We start from the raw sequence: 17,099 nt of genomic DNA on the forward strand, positions 1-17,099 counted from the left end.
TCACCAATAGCCAGAAGTAATTAACTATTCCTGGTACTTGACTATTATGCAAAAATGATTTGTCCTATTTAGTCATTATTAATAATGCATCAAAGTTCCGGTCGCTGGCGTTTAGGGCTAGGTTTATCATTAGTAACGGTTTTTTTATGGGGAATTTTGCCTCTAGCTTTAACAGTAACGCTACAAGCATTAGACGTGTACACCGTTGTTTGGTTTCGCTTTTTAACCGCCTTCCTGTTACTAGTAATTTATTTGTTTTCCCAGCAAAAATTACCAAACTTAGCAGAATTACGTGCTACTTCTTGGCAGTTATTAGTAGTTGCTACCATATTTTTGGCTGCTAATTATTTTTTGTTTATGCAAGGTTTAGCATTGACCACCCCAGCTAATGCTCAAGTAATAATTCAATTATCTAGTGTGTTATTAAGTTTCGGTGGATTAATAATTTTTCATGAACGTTATACATTGTCTCAATGGTTAGGTGTAGCTATCCTAACTTTAGGTTTTGCACTATTTTTTCATGCTCAATTAGCTACTATCATCACAGCCAAAGGTCAATATTTACTAGGTAGCGGCTTGACTGTTCTTGGGGCCATAGCATGGGCTATTTATGCCTTATCACAAAAACAACTATTACAATCTTTATCTTCAGCTAAAATTATGTTGATTATTTACGGTGGCTGTGCTTTATTATTCACACCATTCGCAAAAATCAAGACAATTTTTACTCTTGATAGTTTCCATTTTTCAACATTGTTATTTTGCGCTTTCAATACTCTGATTGCCTATGGTGCTTTTGCAGAATCTTTGGCACATTGGCAAGCATCAAGAGTAAGTTCTGTAATAGCTTTAACTCCAATTATTACTTTAACCTCCGTTTGGTTAATGTCAGTAAGTTTCCCTAGCATCATCACCCCAGAAAATATTTCTTTGACAGGGATTTTCGGAGCATTACTAGTAGTTAGTGGCTCAATATCTATTGCCTTAGGTAGATCCAATTAATAGGATTTATTTGCATTATTTAGATTGTGTTAATCAGGAAAAATACATAATCAATACTGATGCAGATCATTTATGTATTTATTATGATCTTAAAATAAATGTTGGTAATTACAACCAAATTAATTGGCAGAATAATTCAGAAATTAGCATCAATGTTCAGGGTGTCTAAATAACTACCAAAATTTGAGCCTCGCTCAACAACATCACCACAAAAGTTAAGCGATGAATATGTTTGGTAATTGGGGCAGCACCCTGAGAAAAAACTCCTTATCACTGGTTTTATCAATGTTGCTACCAACATTTGGTATCAGTAACTCGGTAATGGCAGCAGAACAAATTCATGCTTCTTATTTACCACTAGAAATTTCCATCCCCCTTAGTGCCTTAGAAAGTTATGCTAAACATGGGATAATTAATACAGAGTTGGCAGGATATTATCAATATATTCCTACCAACAAACTGCAAGAATTAAGAAAAGTTTTAATTCAACCCCTGAAAATTAGTCCGGCTGTAACTTCGCAATTTCTCGACACTCAACAAGGGGAATTTATCTTAAGGAGATTGGCAGAATTAATTAAAACTAAATCTCATTCTCCACAATCAAAATCTCAAGCTTTACGCACAGCTTTAATTTCCGCTGCTGCTCAACCAGAAGGGATAACTTTATTAAGTTTATTACGTGAATATCCTCAAAATAGTATTAGGATTGATGTCGCTTCTAGCATGAAAGTTGCTGATGAATTGGAGAAAATGATCAGCGAAACTGAAAAAGCAATCGCTACATTAACACAAGCAGCAAATTTAGAAGCTGCTAAAATCTCTCCAGGTAATTTACCTCAATTATCAAACTTGTCGTATCCAACAAATTTACAACCTCAAAAACAAACATTAAAGTTATTTGACTCACTCCGTAATCGGCATTTATCCACAGATATCTATATTCCTAATACCCAAAATCCTGCACCTGTAATTGTCATTTCCCATGGCTTGGGTTTAGACAGCAGTAACTTTAGTTATTTAGCAAATCATCTATCTACTTATGGTTTTGCTGTCGTCATTCCCAATCATCCTGGTAGTGATGCAAAGCAATTACAATCTTTAATTAATGGTAATAGTAATCAGGTTGCACACCCCAATGAATTTAAAGATAGACCTTTAGATATAAAATATATTTTAGATAAATTAGAGTTAGATTCACGATTTCAGCATCGGCTCAACTTACAACAGGTGGGAATATTTGGCCAGTCATTAGGAGGTTATACTGCATTAGCTTTAGCTGGAGCAAAAATTAACTTTCAGCAACTAAAACAAGACTGCAATGCCGAAAAATTGCGAAATACCTGGAATATGTCTTTACTGTTGCAATGTCGGGCTTTAGAATTACCCAATCAGTCAGGACAAGAGGATAATTTACAAGATCAAAGAATCAAAGCAGTGATTGCCGTTAATCCTATCACCAGTTCTATTTTTGGACAAGCTGGTTTAAGTCAAATTCATACTCCAGTCATGATCATTGGTAGCAGTGAAGATACTGTAGCCCCAACTTTATATGAGCAAATTTTACCTTTTTCTTGGATTACTCATCCCCAAAAATATTTAGTCATGTTACTTGGTGCTACTCATTTTTCTACCATTGGTAATAGCAACCCTGGAAGTACACAAATGGCACTACCTACGAATATGGTAGGTGATGCTTCTCAAGCCCATCTTTACATGAATTCTTTAAGTTTACCTTTCTTCCAAACTTATGTAGCCAAAAAACTAGAATATATGCCTTATCTTAACGCTGCTTATGCTCAAAGTATTTCCAGTCAGTCTTTGGGTTTAAATCTTGTTCAATCCCTAGATCAGATCAAATTAGCACCAGTTTTAGGTAATCACTTCCAGGAAACCAACCCCGCAAAAAAAAACTTTCCCATACCATAGTCCGGTTTGGATTTTGGATGCTGGGTATCGGTGTTTCTCTACTACATTTATGCACATTTTCTTCGTAATTCAGATCCTTGACTTTTTCAAGAAGTCGGGGATGTTTTTCTTTACAAGATAACAATTTATGTAAAAATACAAAAATCTCAAATCTCAAATCTAAAATTGTGCAAGGTTTTCTGAATTTAAACAAACCACTGGATTGGACTTCTCATGACTGCGTAGCCAAGGTACGAAAACTCCTGAATATGAAACGAGTCGGACACGCAGGAACTTTAGACCCCAAAGCCACCGGAGTATTACCGATAGCGTTGGGTAAAGCCACCAGATTACTACAATATTTACCAGGGAAAAAAGCTTATCAAGCCACGATTCGTCTCGGTGTGCGTACCACCACTGATGATTTAGAGGGTGAAATTATTACCTCTACTCCTTGTTCAGGCTTGGATTTGGACAATGTGAAAACGGCACTTTCCCAGTTTATTGGTAAAATTGAGCAAATTCCCCCCAGCTATAGCGCCATTCAAATCGACGGCAAACGCCTATATGATTTAGCACGGAAAGGGGAAATAGTTGAAGTTCCCATGCGAATAGTAGAGATATCCCAAATTCAGGTGATAGACTGGCGAGACGGGGATTTTCCAGAATTAGATATAGCCATCTCCTGTGGTACGGGAACATATATTCGGGCGATCGCTCGTGACTTAGGTATAATATTAAATACAGGTGGTACTTTAGCAGCCCTAATCCGCACAGAAAGCAGCAGTTTTCAGATCCCAGACAGTCTCACCTTCACAGATTTAGAAACCCAACTCCAAACCAACAGATTTCAACCTCTAGCCCCAGACGCACCATTACAGCATTTAGTATCTGTAGATTTACCAACAGCATCAGCTAAAAAATGGTGTCAAGGTCAAAAAATTCCCCTCAATCTGGCTATTCCCGACTTCGTGCGAGTTTATGAAACAGAAACCAATTTTTTGGGAATCGGGAAATTAGAAGATGATTTATTAATTCCCCAAATGGTATTTTATGAATTTACAAATTGAAAATTAAACAATTAAAAAAGGAGTATGGCTAACGCCACGCTCCGGAAGTTCTGTATGGACATTTTTAGTATGGGTGGTATAATTTTCATAATTCCGTAAAAATAAAATGATTTATACCCTGAGTGTCGTCTAGTAGCTTGAAGAGGTATAGAGAAGTATATGGTATATACCTACGTTTTTATCTTGGGGCTACTAAAAATCTCCCAAGGTTAAGGTTATTTATTACCAGAAGCTGGGGAAATTTCACTCAATGACATTGAATCATTTTTTAGTGAATTTCTTTTAGTTCATCGTTGAGCGCGTATTAACATTGTGGGGAGTAAGACTTTGAAAAGCACAAATTTTTTATGTATGTTGTTACGCCTTAATTGGGCGCAGTTAATAGGCACAAGCCTGTTAAGTTATATTTCTTTCAGCACTGCTATTTCAGTTGCCCCTGCCGTAGCAGCAGATAAGATAGCTTCAGAAAACCAGAATAGCAAATTAGTCACTCATCAAGCTGCCCAAGAGAATACTTTACCGGATCTCAAACAAGTCCTAGCGAAAAAAGGAGAATTAGGACAAAAGGCAGAATCTATTCTTGAGCAAAAACAACCCCAGGTAATTTCTCAAACAGACTCTTCTGTACCCGCTGCTAACAGTTCCATTGATGCTGATAAATTACGCCAAGATTTATTAATTCAACCCCTGGTTAAAGCAGGTTCAGTCAAGCGAACCTACAGACCTGGACTTAATTTTGGCACTCCCAGTGCTTTCGGGGCAAGCTGGGGTGAATTTTCTATAGAAGCATCAGGAGCCACTGCGGGTAAACTTAGAAACGGTGACGTAGACGGGAGTATCAGTACAAGTATTGGTTTAGGAGATGCCCGAAAATTAGTTGGACTAGAACTTGGCTACACTATCGGCAGTATTAAGAATTTTGGGGAAAATGGCACTTTTGACCTCAAAGCTCACCGCATTGTCTATGAAAAAGACAACAATATAGTAGCTGTAGCTGGTGGCTGGAATACCTTTGCTCAGTATGGCAATGAAGGGATTAGACCTTCCGGTGCTTATGGTGTAGTCACAACTTACTCCTTTTTAAAAGTTAACGATCCTGTTAATCAAATGCCTATATCCTTTTCTGTAGGAGCAGGCGGTGGCGACTTCCGACAAGGTAATGCTAGTACGGGGGTATTTGGTGGCGTGGGTGTGCAAGTTCATCCCCAGGTAGGTGTAGGTTTAGGTTGGAGTGGAGTTGGTTTAAACGTTGGGGCTTCTTTCATTCCCGTCCCTACCATCCCCTTAACAATTACAGCCCAGGGTGCTGATCTCACTGATAACAGCCCAGGTGGTACCGTATTTGTTCTGACTGTAGGTTATGGTTCCAGTTCTTCCTTACCTAAATAAACACTTCCATACTGAGAAAATCACCATGTTAAAAATCAAAACTTTTATTCTTGCCCTCAGTCTGTTTCCCATACTGTCGCTCACTTGGCAGCTACCGAGCCAAGCCCAAAGTAATTCACCTAGTAAAGGTGCGGCCGGGTCTGGAAGTGGAGCTGGTCCTAGTAAAGGTGCAGCCGGGTCTTTGAGTGGAGGTGCTACAAGTGGACGGCCTCTATCACTTTCTCCTAATGTGAGGATTTTAACAACTGGTTTATTGATTATTAGTCAGCCAATTCAGATTATTCTCAATCAAGCTGGGCGTAACACATTACTGAATTTTCCTGGTGGTAATTCTTCTATTATCGTTCTCATTTTGAAGGGAATTCCAAATGGCAACCTTCAATTGATCGCTGCTCGTTTTATTAATATCGGTGCGCCTCCAGGACGTGTAGAATCCTTGATGAGAGCTTTGTTTGGTCTATATGGTTCTCGTAGACAAGCCTCAGTCCCAGCCCTTCCTGTCGCTCAGTTACCACAAGAACAGTTAGTATCCAGCACAAAAGCTCTAAAAGCTAAGTTCACAATTTCTCAAGCGGCTGATACTCAACCAAGTGAGAATCTGACACCAATTCCTGATACTGAAGCAAATACTGAAGTAGATGTAGATATCAACCAGTTGAACGATGCTATTAGTGCTTACAACGATATTATCCGAGAAAGCAGTCCAGTGGCTCTGCAACAACTCGCACAAAACGAAGAGTTCTTAGCAATTGGGAAAGCACTAAAAGAATTGAGAGCCGCTATTAACTAATCTCAAGTCTAATTACACACGTATAAAAAACAACGGAGAGACAAAAAGAGCTTCTCCGTTATTTTTTGTAAATTTGAGAAAGTTCCATAAAAAAGTTAAGTTAAGAAAAAATAGCCCAAAAAAAACGGGGAAACAAAAGTGAGTCCTGGATTTGATTACGATTTAGTCATTATCGGCGCTGGTGTGGGTGGACATGGTGCGGCCTTACACGCTATCAGTTGCGGTCAGAAAACAGCGATTATTGAAGCTGGGGAGATGGGAGGAACTTGTGTAAACAGGGGCTGTATTCCTTCTAAGGCATTGCTGGCAGCTTCAGGAAAGGTGAGAGAATTACGCAACGCCCATCACCTCAAGTCTTTGGGAATACAGATTGGTAATGTCGAGTTTGAACGGCAAGCGATCGCTGATCATGCTAACAATCTCGTCTCCAAAATTCAAGGAGACTTAACCAACAGCCTCAAACGCTTGGGAGTTGATATTATCCGGGGTTGGGGCAAGGTATCTGGGACACAAAAAGTTACCATCGTCACAGATAAAGGTGAGAAAACCATCACCGCCCAAAATATCATCCTTTCCCCTGGTTCTGTCCCCTTCGTTCCCCCTGGAATTGAAGTAGATGGCAAAACTGTCTTTACCAGTGACCAAGGCGTTAAACTAGAAACTCTCCCTAAATGGGTGGCGATTATCGGTAGTGGTTACATCGGATTAGAATTTTCTGATGTTTACTCAGCTTTAGGTTGTGAAATTACCTTAATTGAAGCTCTAAGTGAGTTAATGCCAGGATTTGACCGAGATATCGCTAAACTGGCAGAACGGGTCTTAATTAACCCCCGTGATATTGAAACCAAAGTCGGCATTTACGCCAAAAAAATTATTCCTGGTTCACCAGTAGTCATTGAGTTGGCTGACTTTGAAACTAAAGAAGATTTAGAAGTTCTGGAAGTTGATGCTTGTTTAGTGGCTACCGGTCGTGTTCCTGCTACCCAAAATCTTGGTCTAGAATCCGTTGGCGTTGAACTTGACCGCCGCAATTTTATTCCTGTTAATGATAATATGGCCGTATTATCAAACGGCGAAATTGTCCCCCATCTCTGGGCTATTGGTGATGCTACCGGAAAAATGATGTTAGCTCATGCGGCATCTGCCCAAGGGATCATTGCTGTAGAAAATATTCTGGGTCGTCATAAAACTGTTGACTACCGCAGTATTCCCGCCGCTGCTTTTACCCATCCAGAAGTTAGTTATGTGGGTTTGACAGAAACCGCCGCCCATGCTTTAGGTCTAACTGAAGGTTTTGAAATCGCCACCAGTAAGAGTTACTTTAAAGGTAATTCTAAAGCCTTAGCCGAAAATGATACTGATGGGATGGCCAAGGTAATTTATCGCAAAGATACAGGCGAAGTCTTAGGTGTACATATCTTTGGTCCCCACGCCTCAGATTTAATTCACGAAGCTGCAGCCGCTGTTGCTAACCGTCAATCTATCCAAACTCTTGCTTATCTGGTTCATGCTCACCCCACGCTTTCAGAAGTTCTAGATGAAGCTTATAAACGGGCATTAGTTAGTTAGTAGAAGAATTGAGGAGTTACAGGTGATAGGTAATACAGCGGTTTCCGCTCTTATGAGGTACATCTTAGCCCCCTCATCGCACCCCCTCATCGCACCCCCCTCAATCCCCCCGCAACGGGGGGAAGAAAAGGATAAACTTTTGATATTGGAGGGGATTGGGGGTGGGGTTCTTGTACCTCATAACAGAAGGAAGTGCTGTAGGTAATGGGGAAGAGAAAAATGTTCTTTCTTCTTCATTCTTCTTTCCGAACTCCTGACTCCGAACTCCTGACTCCTGACTCCTGACTCCTGACTCCTGACTCCTAAATTCTTACACAATATGCAAATCCGTCGTCGTTCACCTAGCCGAGCTATTAATGTTTCTATAATCCAATATAAATCCGCTATAGAAGGGGCTGCACCAAATAATATTTTAGAAGAAATTGTTTGGCAAAAAGAAACAGAAGTTGAGAAAATGCGGGAAAGGCTACCTTTGCGAGAATTGCAAAAAAAAGCCTTAACTGCACCACCTATTCGTGATTTTATTGCCGCTTTGCGTCAAGGTAAAACTAACCCTGCTTTAATTGCTGAAGTCAAAAAAGCTTCTCCCAGTAAAGGGGTATTTAGGGCAGATTTTGATCCAGTAAATATCGCTCAATCTTATCAAGCTGGTGGAGCTAGTTGCCTTTCTGTGCTGACAGATGTTAAATTTTTTCAGGGTAGTTTTGAAAACCTATCTTTAGTCCGTTCTGCGGTGGATTTACCTTTGCTATGTAAGGATTTTATTATCTATCCTTACCAAATGTATTGGGCGCGAATTCATGGAGCAGATGCAGTTTTATTAATAGCAGCAATTCTCAATGATCAAGATTTGCAATACTTTATCAAAATTGCTAATAACTTGAAAATGGCAGCTTTAATAGAAGTGCATAACTTAGAAGAATTAGATCGGGTATTGGCTTTGGATGGTGTGTCTTTAGTCGGTATTAATAATCGCAACTTAGAAGATTTTTCCGTTGACTTGCAAACTACTTGTCAATTACTAACAGCTAGAGGTGAGCAATTACAAGCAAAGAATATTCTTGTAGTCAGTGAATCAGGATTACATCACCCAGAGGATTTAAGTGTAGTTAAAACAGCAGGTGCATCCGCTGTATTAATTGGTGAATCATTGGTCAAACAACCAGATCCTCAATTAGCAATAGCAAATCTATTTGCTTAATCACAATCTTGATTGAAAATAATGGCAATTATTGATTTCCTGTGTAACAATTAATCCGGGATTAGCTAAACTTTAACTAATTAAAAATTCCTAAGTTGCAACTTCAGAATAAACTACATGGAGCCAATTCCTTTACCTTCTCCTATTCATTACGAACTTATACTTCAACTTTTAGAAAAGCAAACCATGACTTCTCTAGGTCAAAACCAAGACCTTCGCAATCAAGTTAATCAACTGATTATTACCCTGCGAAAAGCTGCATCCCAACAAAAGCGACTAGAAGAAACTTTTCAATCATCCTCTTTAGTGATTGATCACCGTTGGTCTATTAATCATTTTGCGGATAAAGTTGACTATTCCTAATGAATGCTGTTTCTATCTGGACAAAAACCCAGCCCTGCAAAAGCGGGGCTTTTAACTAGACTTCCTATTAAAAGATTTTAGTAGGTTATTTTTTGGATTTTTATCCCCTGGAGGGGTTAATTTGGATTGTATTGAAATTTTCAACTAGGAGACAAACATGGACGATAAATTGATGCTGATGATTCCTGGGCCTACCCCAGTTCCAGAAGCTGCTTTACTAGCATTAGCCAAGCACCCCATTGGCCACCGCAGTGGCGAATTTAGTACGATGATGGGAGAGGTGACAGAAAACCTCAAATGGCTACATCAAACCACAAGTGATGTATTAATGTTAAACGTCAGCGGTACTGGTGCTGTAGAAGCGGGAATCATTAATTTCCTTTCTCCAGGCGATCGCATTTTAGTTGGTTCTAATGGTAAATTCGGTGAACGTTGGGTAGAAGTGGGTGAAGCCTTTGGCTTAAATGTGGAAACAGTTACCGCAGAATGGGGACAACCCTTAGACCCAGCCCAATTTGCCACCAAACTGCAAGCTGATACCAACAAAGAAATCAAAGCTGTAATTATCACCCACAGCGAAACCTCCACTGGTGTCATCAATGATCTAGAAGCTATTAACCGCCACGTTAAAGAACATGGTGAGGCTTTAATCATTGTTGATGCTGTCACCAGTTTAGGGGCTTATAACGTCCCTGTAGACGCTTTAGCTTTGGATGTAGTCGCTTCCGGTTCACAAAAAGGCTACATGATTCCTCCCGGTTTAGGATTTGTCTCCGTTAGTCCCAAAGCTTGGGAAGCCTACAAAACCGCAAAATTGCCTAAGTATTATTTAGATTTAGGTAAATATCGCAAAGCTACCGCTAAAAATACCACTCCCTTTACTCCTCCCGTCAACTTAATGGTGGCATTACACACCACCTTGGGAATGATGAAGAAGGAAGGATTGGAATCTATCTTTACCCGTCATGAACGCCAAAAAAATGCTACCCGTGCGGCGATGAAGGCGTTAAATTTATCATTGTTTGCTGCTGATGAATGTGCCAGTCCCGCCATTACCGCTGTAGCCACACCAGGCATCGAAACCGATAAAATTCGCTCTTTAATGAAAAAACGGTTTGATATTGCTTTAGCTGGTGGACAAGACCATCTGAGTAATAAAATTTTCCGCATAGGTCACTTGGGTTTTGTCAGTGATCGGGATATTCTTAGCTGTATTGCTTCCCTAGAAGTTGTCCTGCCACAAGTCGGCCATGAAAATTTCACCCCCGGCGCTGGTATAGCAGCAGCAGCAAAAGTTTTTGCCTAATAGTCATTAGGTTGGTAATGGGTCATGGGTAATGGGTAATGGAAAAATTTTTCCCCCTGCACCCTGCACCCTGCACCCTGCCTCTTGCCTCTTCCCTACGCCGTTTCTAGCCAGTCATAAATTTGTTCTAACTGTTCAAGAGTAATTAACCCATACTGCCAAAGAGTCATGGTTAAAGAACCAGGATCTTGATCACGGTTACGTAATGCTACGGCTAAGGAAGCGGCCGAAATTGCCAAATCTTCCTGGAGAAAATTAATGAGCCGAGAATATCTTGATGGTGTCATTTGTATCTCACCTCCTTGAGTAGAATTGATGATCATAGATTGATTATTTATTTTGTGAGTATTGTATAGCCAGTATTTTATTTGTTACTTTTCTCTGCTTGTATAGCAACAGACAAGGCGGTTAGGACATCAATTGATAATGAAACTCAGTGACTCCTGCTATATCAATATCTATAGGTTGTATAGAAAAACATTGCATTCTTCTAAATAACCTGTTTCTAAAGCACTAACTTTATTGGATGTACTACTACACCACGCTACTTACAATAACGGGGAAAATTCGTAATACAGTAGCTCATGTATCCTATCAGGACAAGATTTAGAGAATACTTTAACCATGATGTTAGCCTGAGCATGAACATCCGCTAGTTTACTTTTGTCGTTTAAGTAACAAAGATTTTATATCCTATACTCCTCTATTAGCGACTATTTACACTTGAGCTAAAAGGGAGATTTCTGTTACTAAACTCTGAAGTCATGATTTTAACTGGAAAAAAACTAAAATTTGATGTTATTCAGGCTACTGCTAAATATTAACCTCTTCACGCCTATTTATGCTAGGTTGCGGAACAGTTTTTTTAACAGAATAATTCTGTATCAGATAAAAATTCAGAAATATTAAGCCCTGCTATATCCAAACTGGATCATTGCTAGAAAATCTTCATCCTCTTGACTGAGGAACTTTAGGAGTTAAGAAATCAATTTTGACCTGATCTCCTTTCCGTAAGCCTAGTTCTGCGGCTCGTCCTGACCTCAGTTCAATTACTTGATCTATCAGTACATTTGGACCGTATGTGGAACAAGGTTCTTTTTTGCAAGGTGGAGCAGATCCTTGGATATACTTAACTGCACCTTTATGGAGAAATACCATATCTAAAGGAACAGGTACATTCTTCATCCAAAATTTTACTGGTTGTGGGTTCGGAAAAACAAACAGCATTCCTCGGTTATCGGGTAAAGCCGGTCTATACATTAAACCCATCATTTGCTGTTCTGATGTTTGCGCTACTTCTAACTGAATTTTTACATTTTGAGGAAGAGTAGCCTGAGCGGAAATTGGTAGATTTTGTCCAGCATTTACTGGTGTTTGGGTTGGTGATGCTGGTGTCATAGAGGGAGATTTAGCTGTGGTTGGTGGTGAACAGCCTATCAGGAAAATACTGAGTAATATTGAACAGAGACTGAGCCAGGAGATCATAAATAATACCGGAAATCGGGACTAGGGCAAAAGCGATGATTTTATCAATCACCTTATTTACTGGAATTTAGATTCCGATTATTCTACTTAATTTCTGCAAAATTGCCCACAAATTTAGATTTTATTTGTGGTTATTTCTTTTTTTTATGGATTTTAGGAGTCTCTGAGTACGTAGCCTACACCGCGTACAGTTTGAATCAGGCGTTTTTGACCTTCTTCTTCAATTTTGAGGCGGAGGTAACGAATATACACCTCAATCACATTAGACTCACCCATAAAGTCGTAACCCCAAACATTTTCTAAAATTTTGTCGCGGGTTAATACTTCGCGGGGATGTTCCATTAAGAACTTTAAGAGTTCAAATTCCTTCATGGTTAAGTCAATGGCCTTACTGTTGTAAATAGCGCGACGCGTTCCTATATCTAAAATCAAATCACCAAAGCGTAATTGCTCTGTGGTATCAATATCTGGTTTGAGATAGAGACGAATCAATTTTAAAAAATCTTCCGAGCGGTAAGGTTTGAGGATGTAATCATCAGCACCAGCATCTAAACAGGCTATGCGATCATCTACTGTATCTCTGGCCATTAAAATCAGTACAGGAGAACGATTACCAATATTTCTAAGATTTTTACACAAAGATAGTCCTGATTCTCCGACGAGCATTCGATCTACAACAATTAAAGCAGGTTGGCGATCTCGACAGAATTGTAATCCATTAACGGCATCATGAGTCACAATTGCATCATAACCAGCTTCTTGTAAATCAAAAGCTAATTGATTAGCTAAAGTTTCATCTGGTTCAATCACCAAAACAAAAACGGCGGGATTGTGGGTAGCTATCATAGCAGTTGGGGTTATGGGATTGGGGATTGGTAATTGAATTGGAAAAACCCTCACCTATAGTTATAGCCTGTTACCGTGTTAGTGGTATTTCAGACAATATTAACTCAAGTTACTGATTTTCCGGTTGCACCTATAGACAAGGTTCCGCAACTCAATCCGAACAATAATAATTTTTGCTCGTAATTTTAGTGTGAGTTCCATCTAAACCTCGTCCAAATTGAGAACTGGAGTTGTTCAAAAGAAAGGGTGCGTTCTTTGCTTTGTGACATAGAGTAGCGATATCGCTCTTTTAGCGGAAAGTCTAATGCCCACAGACCTACAATGGATGTAAGATACCTCAATGAAAATCGAACAAGAAAATTCATTTAGTACCTGCCCTAAATGTGGCACAACCAGCCATAAATTATATCAAAATCATAGACATATTATTAAAGACCTCCCTTTTGCAGAAAAAGAAGTATTTTTAGAAGTTAATCGCCGACAGTTTAAATGTAAACAATTTCAGAGGGAACTCCGAAGCAACAGGGAACAGAAAAAACTCATGTTTAAAAACATGAAATTGAAATAATGACACTGTTTTTTTCGTGCTACGCATCTTTTAAAAATATCTTTTTTTGACTAAAGCTCTAGACTTTTGCAAATGAGTGTTTCTTATCTGTTCCCTATTTTTGCTTAATTGCCCATTTTACCTGTCGTAAAATCCCCCGTAACATTCCCACTTCGGCAGTTTGTAAATAAGCACGGTTATAGAGGTGACGAAATTTTTCCATGCGACTAGCTGCGGTATGGGGATAAAGATAACCTATGGCAAGCAATAAAGATTCTAATTGTTGATAAAAAGCTTCCATAACATCTAATGAGGCAATTTCTGGATCAGGTATATTCTCTTCTGTAAATAAATCCGTAGACTGTGATAATTCATAACAACAAATAGAAACCGCAGTAGCTAAATTCAAAGATGGATATTCTGGATTAGTGGGAATAAAAACTAATTTGTGGGCATAACTTAATTCTTCATTAGTTAATCCTCTATCTTCCCTACCAAAAATTAAGGCTACAGGCTTTTCTACTTCTGCCAATAACCAGGGTAAAGCGGTGCGGGGGGTTTCTAGGGGGATTTCTCCACTGTATTCCCGTCCCATAGTAGCAATGGCACGGACACAGCCATGCAATGCTTGTGGTAATGTATCTACTATGACCGCAGATTCTAAAATATCTTTACCATGAACTGCCATTTTTAAAGCATCATCGGATGTGCGATCGCATTGAGGATTGACTAATATTAGTTTAGATAAGCCAAAATTTTTCATTACCCTGGCTACAGAACCGACATTCAATGGACCGGCTGGTTCTACTAAGACGATAATTACGTTGTTGCAACTGGTTTTTATATTAATATTTTCTGTCATACTTATTTATTTTTACCAGCTTTAATCATCACAATTAAATGTTCAATACGTTCATACTCATCCAGTTCTTTTAACTCTCTGGGGTTAATATCACCTGCTTTATTACGTGCTAGTAAAGTACGTAACCGGTCTTGCATTTCCGGTGTGGGTTTAAATTCAACAATTTGTTGAGGAGTGGGGTTACTGGCAAGAAAATTAAGGATATATTGGTAAACTTGTGTTGGTATTGCTGGTTGTTGAAGACTCAAAGCAAGTAGTTCTGGTAGGCGTTCATTGCCTATTTGTGCTATTTGTTGAGATAGTTCTTCTGATACTTCTAGGGTAATTTTTGGCATATATTTTTCCAAAGTGGATTATTTTCTATCTTGTAATTGTTCTATTGCTTCACTCATTAGCTGTAAGTCTTCTTTAGGTATTGAACCTGCAAAACGCAGTAATTGTTTACCGGGAACACCTTTGATCTTTGAAGTTGTCAAATTGCGGGCAAATTCTAGGACTTGATATTGCAAGTCTTGAGGCATAATTTTTAATTGTTCAATAACTTGGTCAGCAATAGATGTAGTCATAATATTTTTTCCTAGCATTGTTAAATACTATGTTATTGGAAAATAAAAGTCAGTCAAGAGTAGACCTTGCTAACATGATTTGAAAAAGTCAGACCTCTTGACTGAATAATTATATTATAACAATTTTCTATCACCTAACTTAATTTTATGTAAATAAATTTACGGTATTATAGTTGAATAATATTCCATCATTAAGAACTATCCCTCAATCAGATATGGCGATGGTTATTGCTGCTGAAGATGCCAACTCTTCATATTTTTATGATAATGAAGATGGGGTAATAACATCACGTATTATTAGTTATAATTTACTTCATTGAAAGACAAGCTGTTAAAGAGGTGTGTCACTCCAAAGTAAAGATTAAGATTTGCTATTATGGTATTAGTCAGATCCAGAATTATTGCTTTTCTTATTGTCAGCTTTATTTATTAATCTTAAACAAGCATGAATAGTTGCCAGATAATAATAAAACATCCAGCTATACCAAATAGCTTGATCAAAATCTATCTTTTGTTTTTGATTATGATGACGAATACCGAAGTTATTAGCTAGATTAAATAAATCACTTTCATCTTTTGAAGTGATTATTTGTTGAATCTTAGGCTTGAGGAATTCTAATACATCTACTAAGTTCTTTATGGCATCACGCCTATCATTGAGAGATGAACGATATCGCCTAAATTTGATAATTGCTGCTTCTACTCTTGTTTCAACATTTTCTGGATCATAGGTAGGTAAATTTGCTTCAAAAAGTAAATCTAGTCCTTGTTCTGCCTGTTCTAAAATTTCACCATTTTCAGAGAGTTCATAACCATCTTGATAGTCGCAAAGAATATCATTGATTTTATCCCTAAATTCTTTTTGTCCAGCTATTTTATCAAATGTATTGTAATGCCAACCACAATTACCAAAAGTATGATGAAACCCATCAATAGGCTTGGATATCCAATCATATAATAATTCTATTACATCGAATAAATCATCTTCACTATAGTTTAAGCATTTATCTTGGATTGTCCATAAATTAGGCTTTCGTAAAACCCTAAACATTTGAGCTTCAATATCAGCACCTAATTTACCTGCAACTTCTCCGGCATCTACGCAGTCAAAGCCAAAAGCTTCTTGGAAATAATCGTTTGATGTAAATTCCAAATATATGTCCCGAAATAAACGACGAAGCATCTCTAAATCGAAACGAATCGCATCTGGATTTTTGCCTGTCCGTACTGAATAGTATCTTCTGTTAACCATACTATGTTAATGTTTAAAAATTAACAGTTTGCATCAAGAACCTTATACAAAAACTCTCTTTAACTCTTCTTCCTTCGTATCCTTCCCTCCTTCGTGGTTCATTTCTCCCTTTATCATCATAAAACAAAGATGTAGAAAAAACCTTTTTGTGTCTCTGCGTCTTTGTGTGAAATACATTTTAACCCATCTCAGTCGTTTACACCATTACTTGAGGCTTTTGACTTGATATTTCAATTATTGTAATTACAATGTAAACACCACCCTATCCCCAAACACCAAAAATGGGTAAAGCAATCAAAACCCGAATAGTCAAAATCGGCAATTCCCAAGGTTTACGCATTCCCAAAACCCTATTAGAACAAAGCGGAATTAACTCAGAAGTAGAAATAGAAGTTCACGGTAATCATCTCATTATTCGCCCAGTTGAACAAGTAAGAAAAGGTTGGGAAAAAGCATTTATAGAAATGGCAAAAAAACAAGATGATGTCCTATTAGATGATATCAATATAACAGAATGGGATAAAGATGAATGGCAATGGTAGTTAACAGATTTGATGTTTTCCTAGTTAATCTTGATCCTACCATTGGGAGTGAAATTCAAAAAACACGCCCCTGTTTAGTAATTTCACCCAACGAAATAAACCACCATATTGCCACCGTCATAGTTGCACCAATGACAACAAAAGGGCAAACATACCCGACAAGAGTAACCTGTCAATTTCAAGAAAAAGAAGGACAAATTGTCCTAGATCAAATTCGCACAGTAGATAAAACTCAATTAGTCAAACTTCTAGGTCAAATTACGACAGAAGAACAAAAAACAGTTCTGGATATCCTAGCTGAAATGTTCGCTGAATAACTCTTCTTCCTCCTCTTCCTTCGCGCTCTTCGCTCCTTCGTGGTTCATTTCTCCCCTTCTCCCCATAAAACAAAAGACGCAGAAAAC

General features: G+C 38.4%; 19 protein-coding genes. 12 read left to right on the forward strand and 7 right to left on the reverse strand.

Going from position 1 to position 17,099, the window contains the following annotated elements; translation table 11 throughout:
- The first annotated feature begins 84 nt into the window (after positions 1-84).
- The 9 genes from FJR11_RS05235 (at position 85) to FJR11_RS05275 (ending at position 10,595) form a co-directional block, all read left to right on the forward strand.
- A complete protein-coding gene (locus FJR11_RS05235; protein ID WP_168502659.1) occupies positions 85-1,002 on the forward strand; it encodes a DMT family transporter in 918 nt (305 codons plus the stop codon).
- A gap of 228 nt (positions 1,003-1,230) precedes the next feature.
- The gene (locus FJR11_RS05240; protein WP_254444685.1) at positions 1,231-2,928 is read left to right on the forward strand and encodes an alpha/beta hydrolase; all 1,698 of its coding nucleotides are present in this window, start codon (positions 1,231-1,233) and stop codon (positions 2,926-2,928) included.
- 167 nt (positions 2,929-3,095) lie between these two features.
- A complete protein-coding gene (gene truB / locus FJR11_RS05245) occupies positions 3,096-3,977 on the forward strand; it encodes a tRNA pseudouridine(55) synthase TruB (RefSeq protein ID WP_168502660.1) in 882 nt (293 codons plus the stop codon).
- A gap of 351 nt (positions 3,978-4,328) precedes the next feature.
- Positions 4,329-5,366: a hypothetical protein gene (locus tag FJR11_RS05250; protein ID WP_254444686.1), complete on the forward strand. Its 1,038-nt coding sequence runs from the start codon at positions 4,329-4,331 to the stop codon at positions 5,364-5,366.
- Between the two features lie 25 nt (positions 5,367-5,391).
- Positions 5,392-6,156, forward strand: coding sequence for a hypothetical protein (locus tag FJR11_RS05255; RefSeq protein WP_168502662.1), 765 nt, complete (start codon positions 5,392-5,394; stop codon positions 6,154-6,156).
- Positions 6,157-6,294: 138 nt separating this feature from the next.
- Positions 6,295-7,725, forward strand: a complete 1,431-nt coding sequence (gene lpdA / locus FJR11_RS05260) for a dihydrolipoyl dehydrogenase (RefSeq protein ID WP_168502663.1) — start codon at positions 6,295-6,297, stop codon at positions 7,723-7,725.
- A 319-nt stretch (positions 7,726-8,044) separates the two neighbouring features.
- Positions 8,045-8,926: an indole-3-glycerol phosphate synthase TrpC gene (gene trpC / locus FJR11_RS05265; RefSeq protein WP_168502664.1), complete on the forward strand. Its 882-nt coding sequence runs from the start codon at positions 8,045-8,047 to the stop codon at positions 8,924-8,926.
- Between the two features lie 117 nt (positions 8,927-9,043).
- The gene (locus FJR11_RS05270; protein ID WP_168502665.1) at positions 9,044-9,289 is read left to right on the forward strand and encodes a DUF5340 domain-containing protein; all 246 of its coding nucleotides are present in this window, start codon (positions 9,044-9,046) and stop codon (positions 9,287-9,289) included.
- A 157-nt stretch (positions 9,290-9,446) separates the two neighbouring features.
- Positions 9,447-10,595, forward strand: coding sequence for an alanine--glyoxylate aminotransferase family protein (locus FJR11_RS05275; protein ID WP_168502666.1), 1,149 nt, complete (start codon positions 9,447-9,449; stop codon positions 10,593-10,595).
- 95 nt (positions 10,596-10,690) lie between these two features.
- Here the strand turns inward: FJR11_RS05275 and FJR11_RS05280 are convergent, their stop codons facing one another.
- The 3 genes from FJR11_RS05280 to nblR all read right to left on the reverse strand — a co-directional run bounded on the left by FJR11_RS05280 (position 10,691) and on the right by nblR (position 12,926).
- Positions 10,691-10,918, reverse strand: coding sequence for a DUF2949 domain-containing protein (locus FJR11_RS05280; protein WP_027400945.1), 228 nt, complete (start codon positions 10,916-10,918; stop codon positions 10,691-10,693).
- A 625-nt stretch (positions 10,919-11,543) separates the two neighbouring features.
- Entirely contained in the window at positions 11,544-12,080 is a 537-nt protein-coding gene (locus FJR11_RS05285; protein WP_168502667.1) for a DUF192 domain-containing protein, read from the reverse strand.
- Between the two features lie 153 nt (positions 12,081-12,233).
- The gene (nblR, locus tag FJR11_RS05290) at positions 12,234-12,926 is read right to left on the reverse strand and encodes a response regulator transcription factor NblR (protein WP_168502668.1); all 693 of its coding nucleotides are present in this window, start codon (positions 12,924-12,926) and stop codon (positions 12,234-12,236) included.
- Between the two features lie 340 nt (positions 12,927-13,266).
- Here nblR and FJR11_RS05295 point away from each other — a divergent pair, with 340 nt between their 5' ends.
- Positions 13,267-13,494 carry a transposase family protein gene (locus FJR11_RS05295; protein WP_371417460.1) on the forward strand — a complete coding sequence of 76 codons (228 nt, stop codon included), beginning with the start codon at positions 13,267-13,269 and terminating at the stop codon, positions 13,492-13,494.
- Positions 13,495-13,588: 94 nt separating this feature from the next.
- Here the strand turns inward: FJR11_RS05295 and FJR11_RS05300 are convergent, their stop codons facing one another.
- From FJR11_RS05300 to FJR11_RS05315, 4 genes are all read right to left on the reverse strand, one after another.
- A complete protein-coding gene (locus FJR11_RS05300) occupies positions 13,589-14,335 on the reverse strand; it encodes an RNA methyltransferase (protein ID WP_168502669.1) in 747 nt (248 codons plus the stop codon).
- Between the two features lie 2 nt (positions 14,336-14,337).
- Positions 14,338-14,670 (reverse strand): hypothetical protein, encoded by a 333-nt coding sequence (locus FJR11_RS05305; RefSeq protein WP_168502670.1) that lies wholly within the window; start codon positions 14,668-14,670, stop codon positions 14,338-14,340.
- A gap of 18 nt (positions 14,671-14,688) precedes the next feature.
- Positions 14,689-14,901 (reverse strand): hypothetical protein, encoded by a 213-nt coding sequence (locus tag FJR11_RS05310; protein ID WP_168502671.1) that lies wholly within the window; start codon positions 14,899-14,901, stop codon positions 14,689-14,691.
- 382 nt (positions 14,902-15,283) lie between these two features.
- A complete protein-coding gene (locus FJR11_RS05315; protein ID WP_168502672.1) occupies positions 15,284-16,153 on the reverse strand; it encodes a hypothetical protein in 870 nt (289 codons plus the stop codon).
- Positions 16,154-16,434: 281 nt separating this feature from the next.
- Between FJR11_RS05315 and FJR11_RS05320 the strand changes: the two genes are divergently transcribed.
- Both FJR11_RS05320 and FJR11_RS05325 read left to right on the forward strand, forming a co-directional pair.
- Complete coding sequence (locus FJR11_RS05320; RefSeq protein ID WP_168502673.1) at positions 16,435-16,695, forward strand: AbrB/MazE/SpoVT family DNA-binding domain-containing protein; 261 nt, start codon at positions 16,435-16,437, stop codon at positions 16,693-16,695.
- Positions 16,683-17,012, forward strand: coding sequence for a type II toxin-antitoxin system PemK/MazF family toxin (locus FJR11_RS05325; protein ID WP_168502674.1), 330 nt, complete (start codon positions 16,683-16,685; stop codon positions 17,010-17,012). Before FJR11_RS05320 ends, FJR11_RS05325 begins: the two co-directional genes overlap by 13 nt.
- Positions 17,013-17,099: the final 87 nt, after the last annotated feature.

This window comes from Anabaena sp. UHCC 0187 (assembly GCF_009712035.1).
GTDB lineage: Bacteria > Cyanobacteriota > Cyanobacteriia > Cyanobacteriales > Nostocaceae > Dolichospermum.

Excerpts from the sequence above, each read along its gene's own strand:
- FJR11_RS05320 (WP_168502673.1), top strand. The coding sequence starts at position 16,435 with ATGGGTAAAGCAATCAAAACCCGAATAGTCAAAATCGGCAATTCCCAA.
- FJR11_RS05250 (WP_254444686.1), top strand. The coding sequence starts at position 4,329 with ATGTTGTTACGCCTTAATTGGGCGCAGTTAATAGGCACAAGCCTGTTA.
- nblR (WP_168502668.1), bottom strand. The coding sequence starts at position 12,926 with ATGATAGCTACCCACAATCCCGCCGTTTTTGTTTTGGTGATTGAACCA.
- FJR11_RS05295 (WP_371417460.1), top strand. The coding sequence starts at position 13,267 with ATGAAAATCGAACAAGAAAATTCATTTAGTACCTGCCCTAAATGTGGC.
- FJR11_RS05235 (WP_168502659.1), top strand. The coding sequence starts at position 85 with ATGCATCAAAGTTCCGGTCGCTGGCGTTTAGGGCTAGGTTTATCATTA.
- FJR11_RS05310 (WP_168502671.1), bottom strand. The coding sequence starts at position 14,901 with ATGACTACATCTATTGCTGACCAAGTTATTGAACAATTAAAAATTATG.
- FJR11_RS05270 (WP_168502665.1), top strand. The coding sequence starts at position 9,044 with ATGGAGCCAATTCCTTTACCTTCTCCTATTCATTACGAACTTATACTT.
- FJR11_RS05305 (WP_168502670.1), bottom strand. The coding sequence starts at position 14,670 with ATGCCAAAAATTACCCTAGAAGTATCAGAAGAACTATCTCAACAAATA.
- FJR11_RS05275 (WP_168502666.1), top strand. The coding sequence starts at position 9,447 with ATGGACGATAAATTGATGCTGATGATTCCTGGGCCTACCCCAGTTCCA.
- FJR11_RS05315 (WP_168502672.1), bottom strand. The coding sequence starts at position 16,153 with ATGGTTAACAGAAGATACTATTCAGTACGGACAGGCAAAAATCCAGAT.
- FJR11_RS05280 (WP_027400945.1), bottom strand. The coding sequence starts at position 10,918 with ATGATCATCAATTCTACTCAAGGAGGTGAGATACAAATGACACCATCA.
- trpC (WP_168502664.1), top strand. The coding sequence starts at position 8,045 with ATGCAAATCCGTCGTCGTTCACCTAGCCGAGCTATTAATGTTTCTATA.
- FJR11_RS05255 (WP_168502662.1), top strand. The coding sequence starts at position 5,392 with ATGTTAAAAATCAAAACTTTTATTCTTGCCCTCAGTCTGTTTCCCATA.
- FJR11_RS05285 (WP_168502667.1), bottom strand. The coding sequence starts at position 12,080 with ATGATCTCCTGGCTCAGTCTCTGTTCAATATTACTCAGTATTTTCCTG.
- FJR11_RS05325 (WP_168502674.1), top strand. The coding sequence starts at position 16,683 with ATGGCAATGGTAGTTAACAGATTTGATGTTTTCCTAGTTAATCTTGAT.
- FJR11_RS05240 (WP_254444685.1), top strand. The coding sequence starts at position 1,231 with ATGTTTGGTAATTGGGGCAGCACCCTGAGAAAAAACTCCTTATCACTG.
- FJR11_RS05300 (WP_168502669.1), bottom strand. The coding sequence starts at position 14,335 with ATGACAGAAAATATTAATATAAAAACCAGTTGCAACAACGTAATTATC.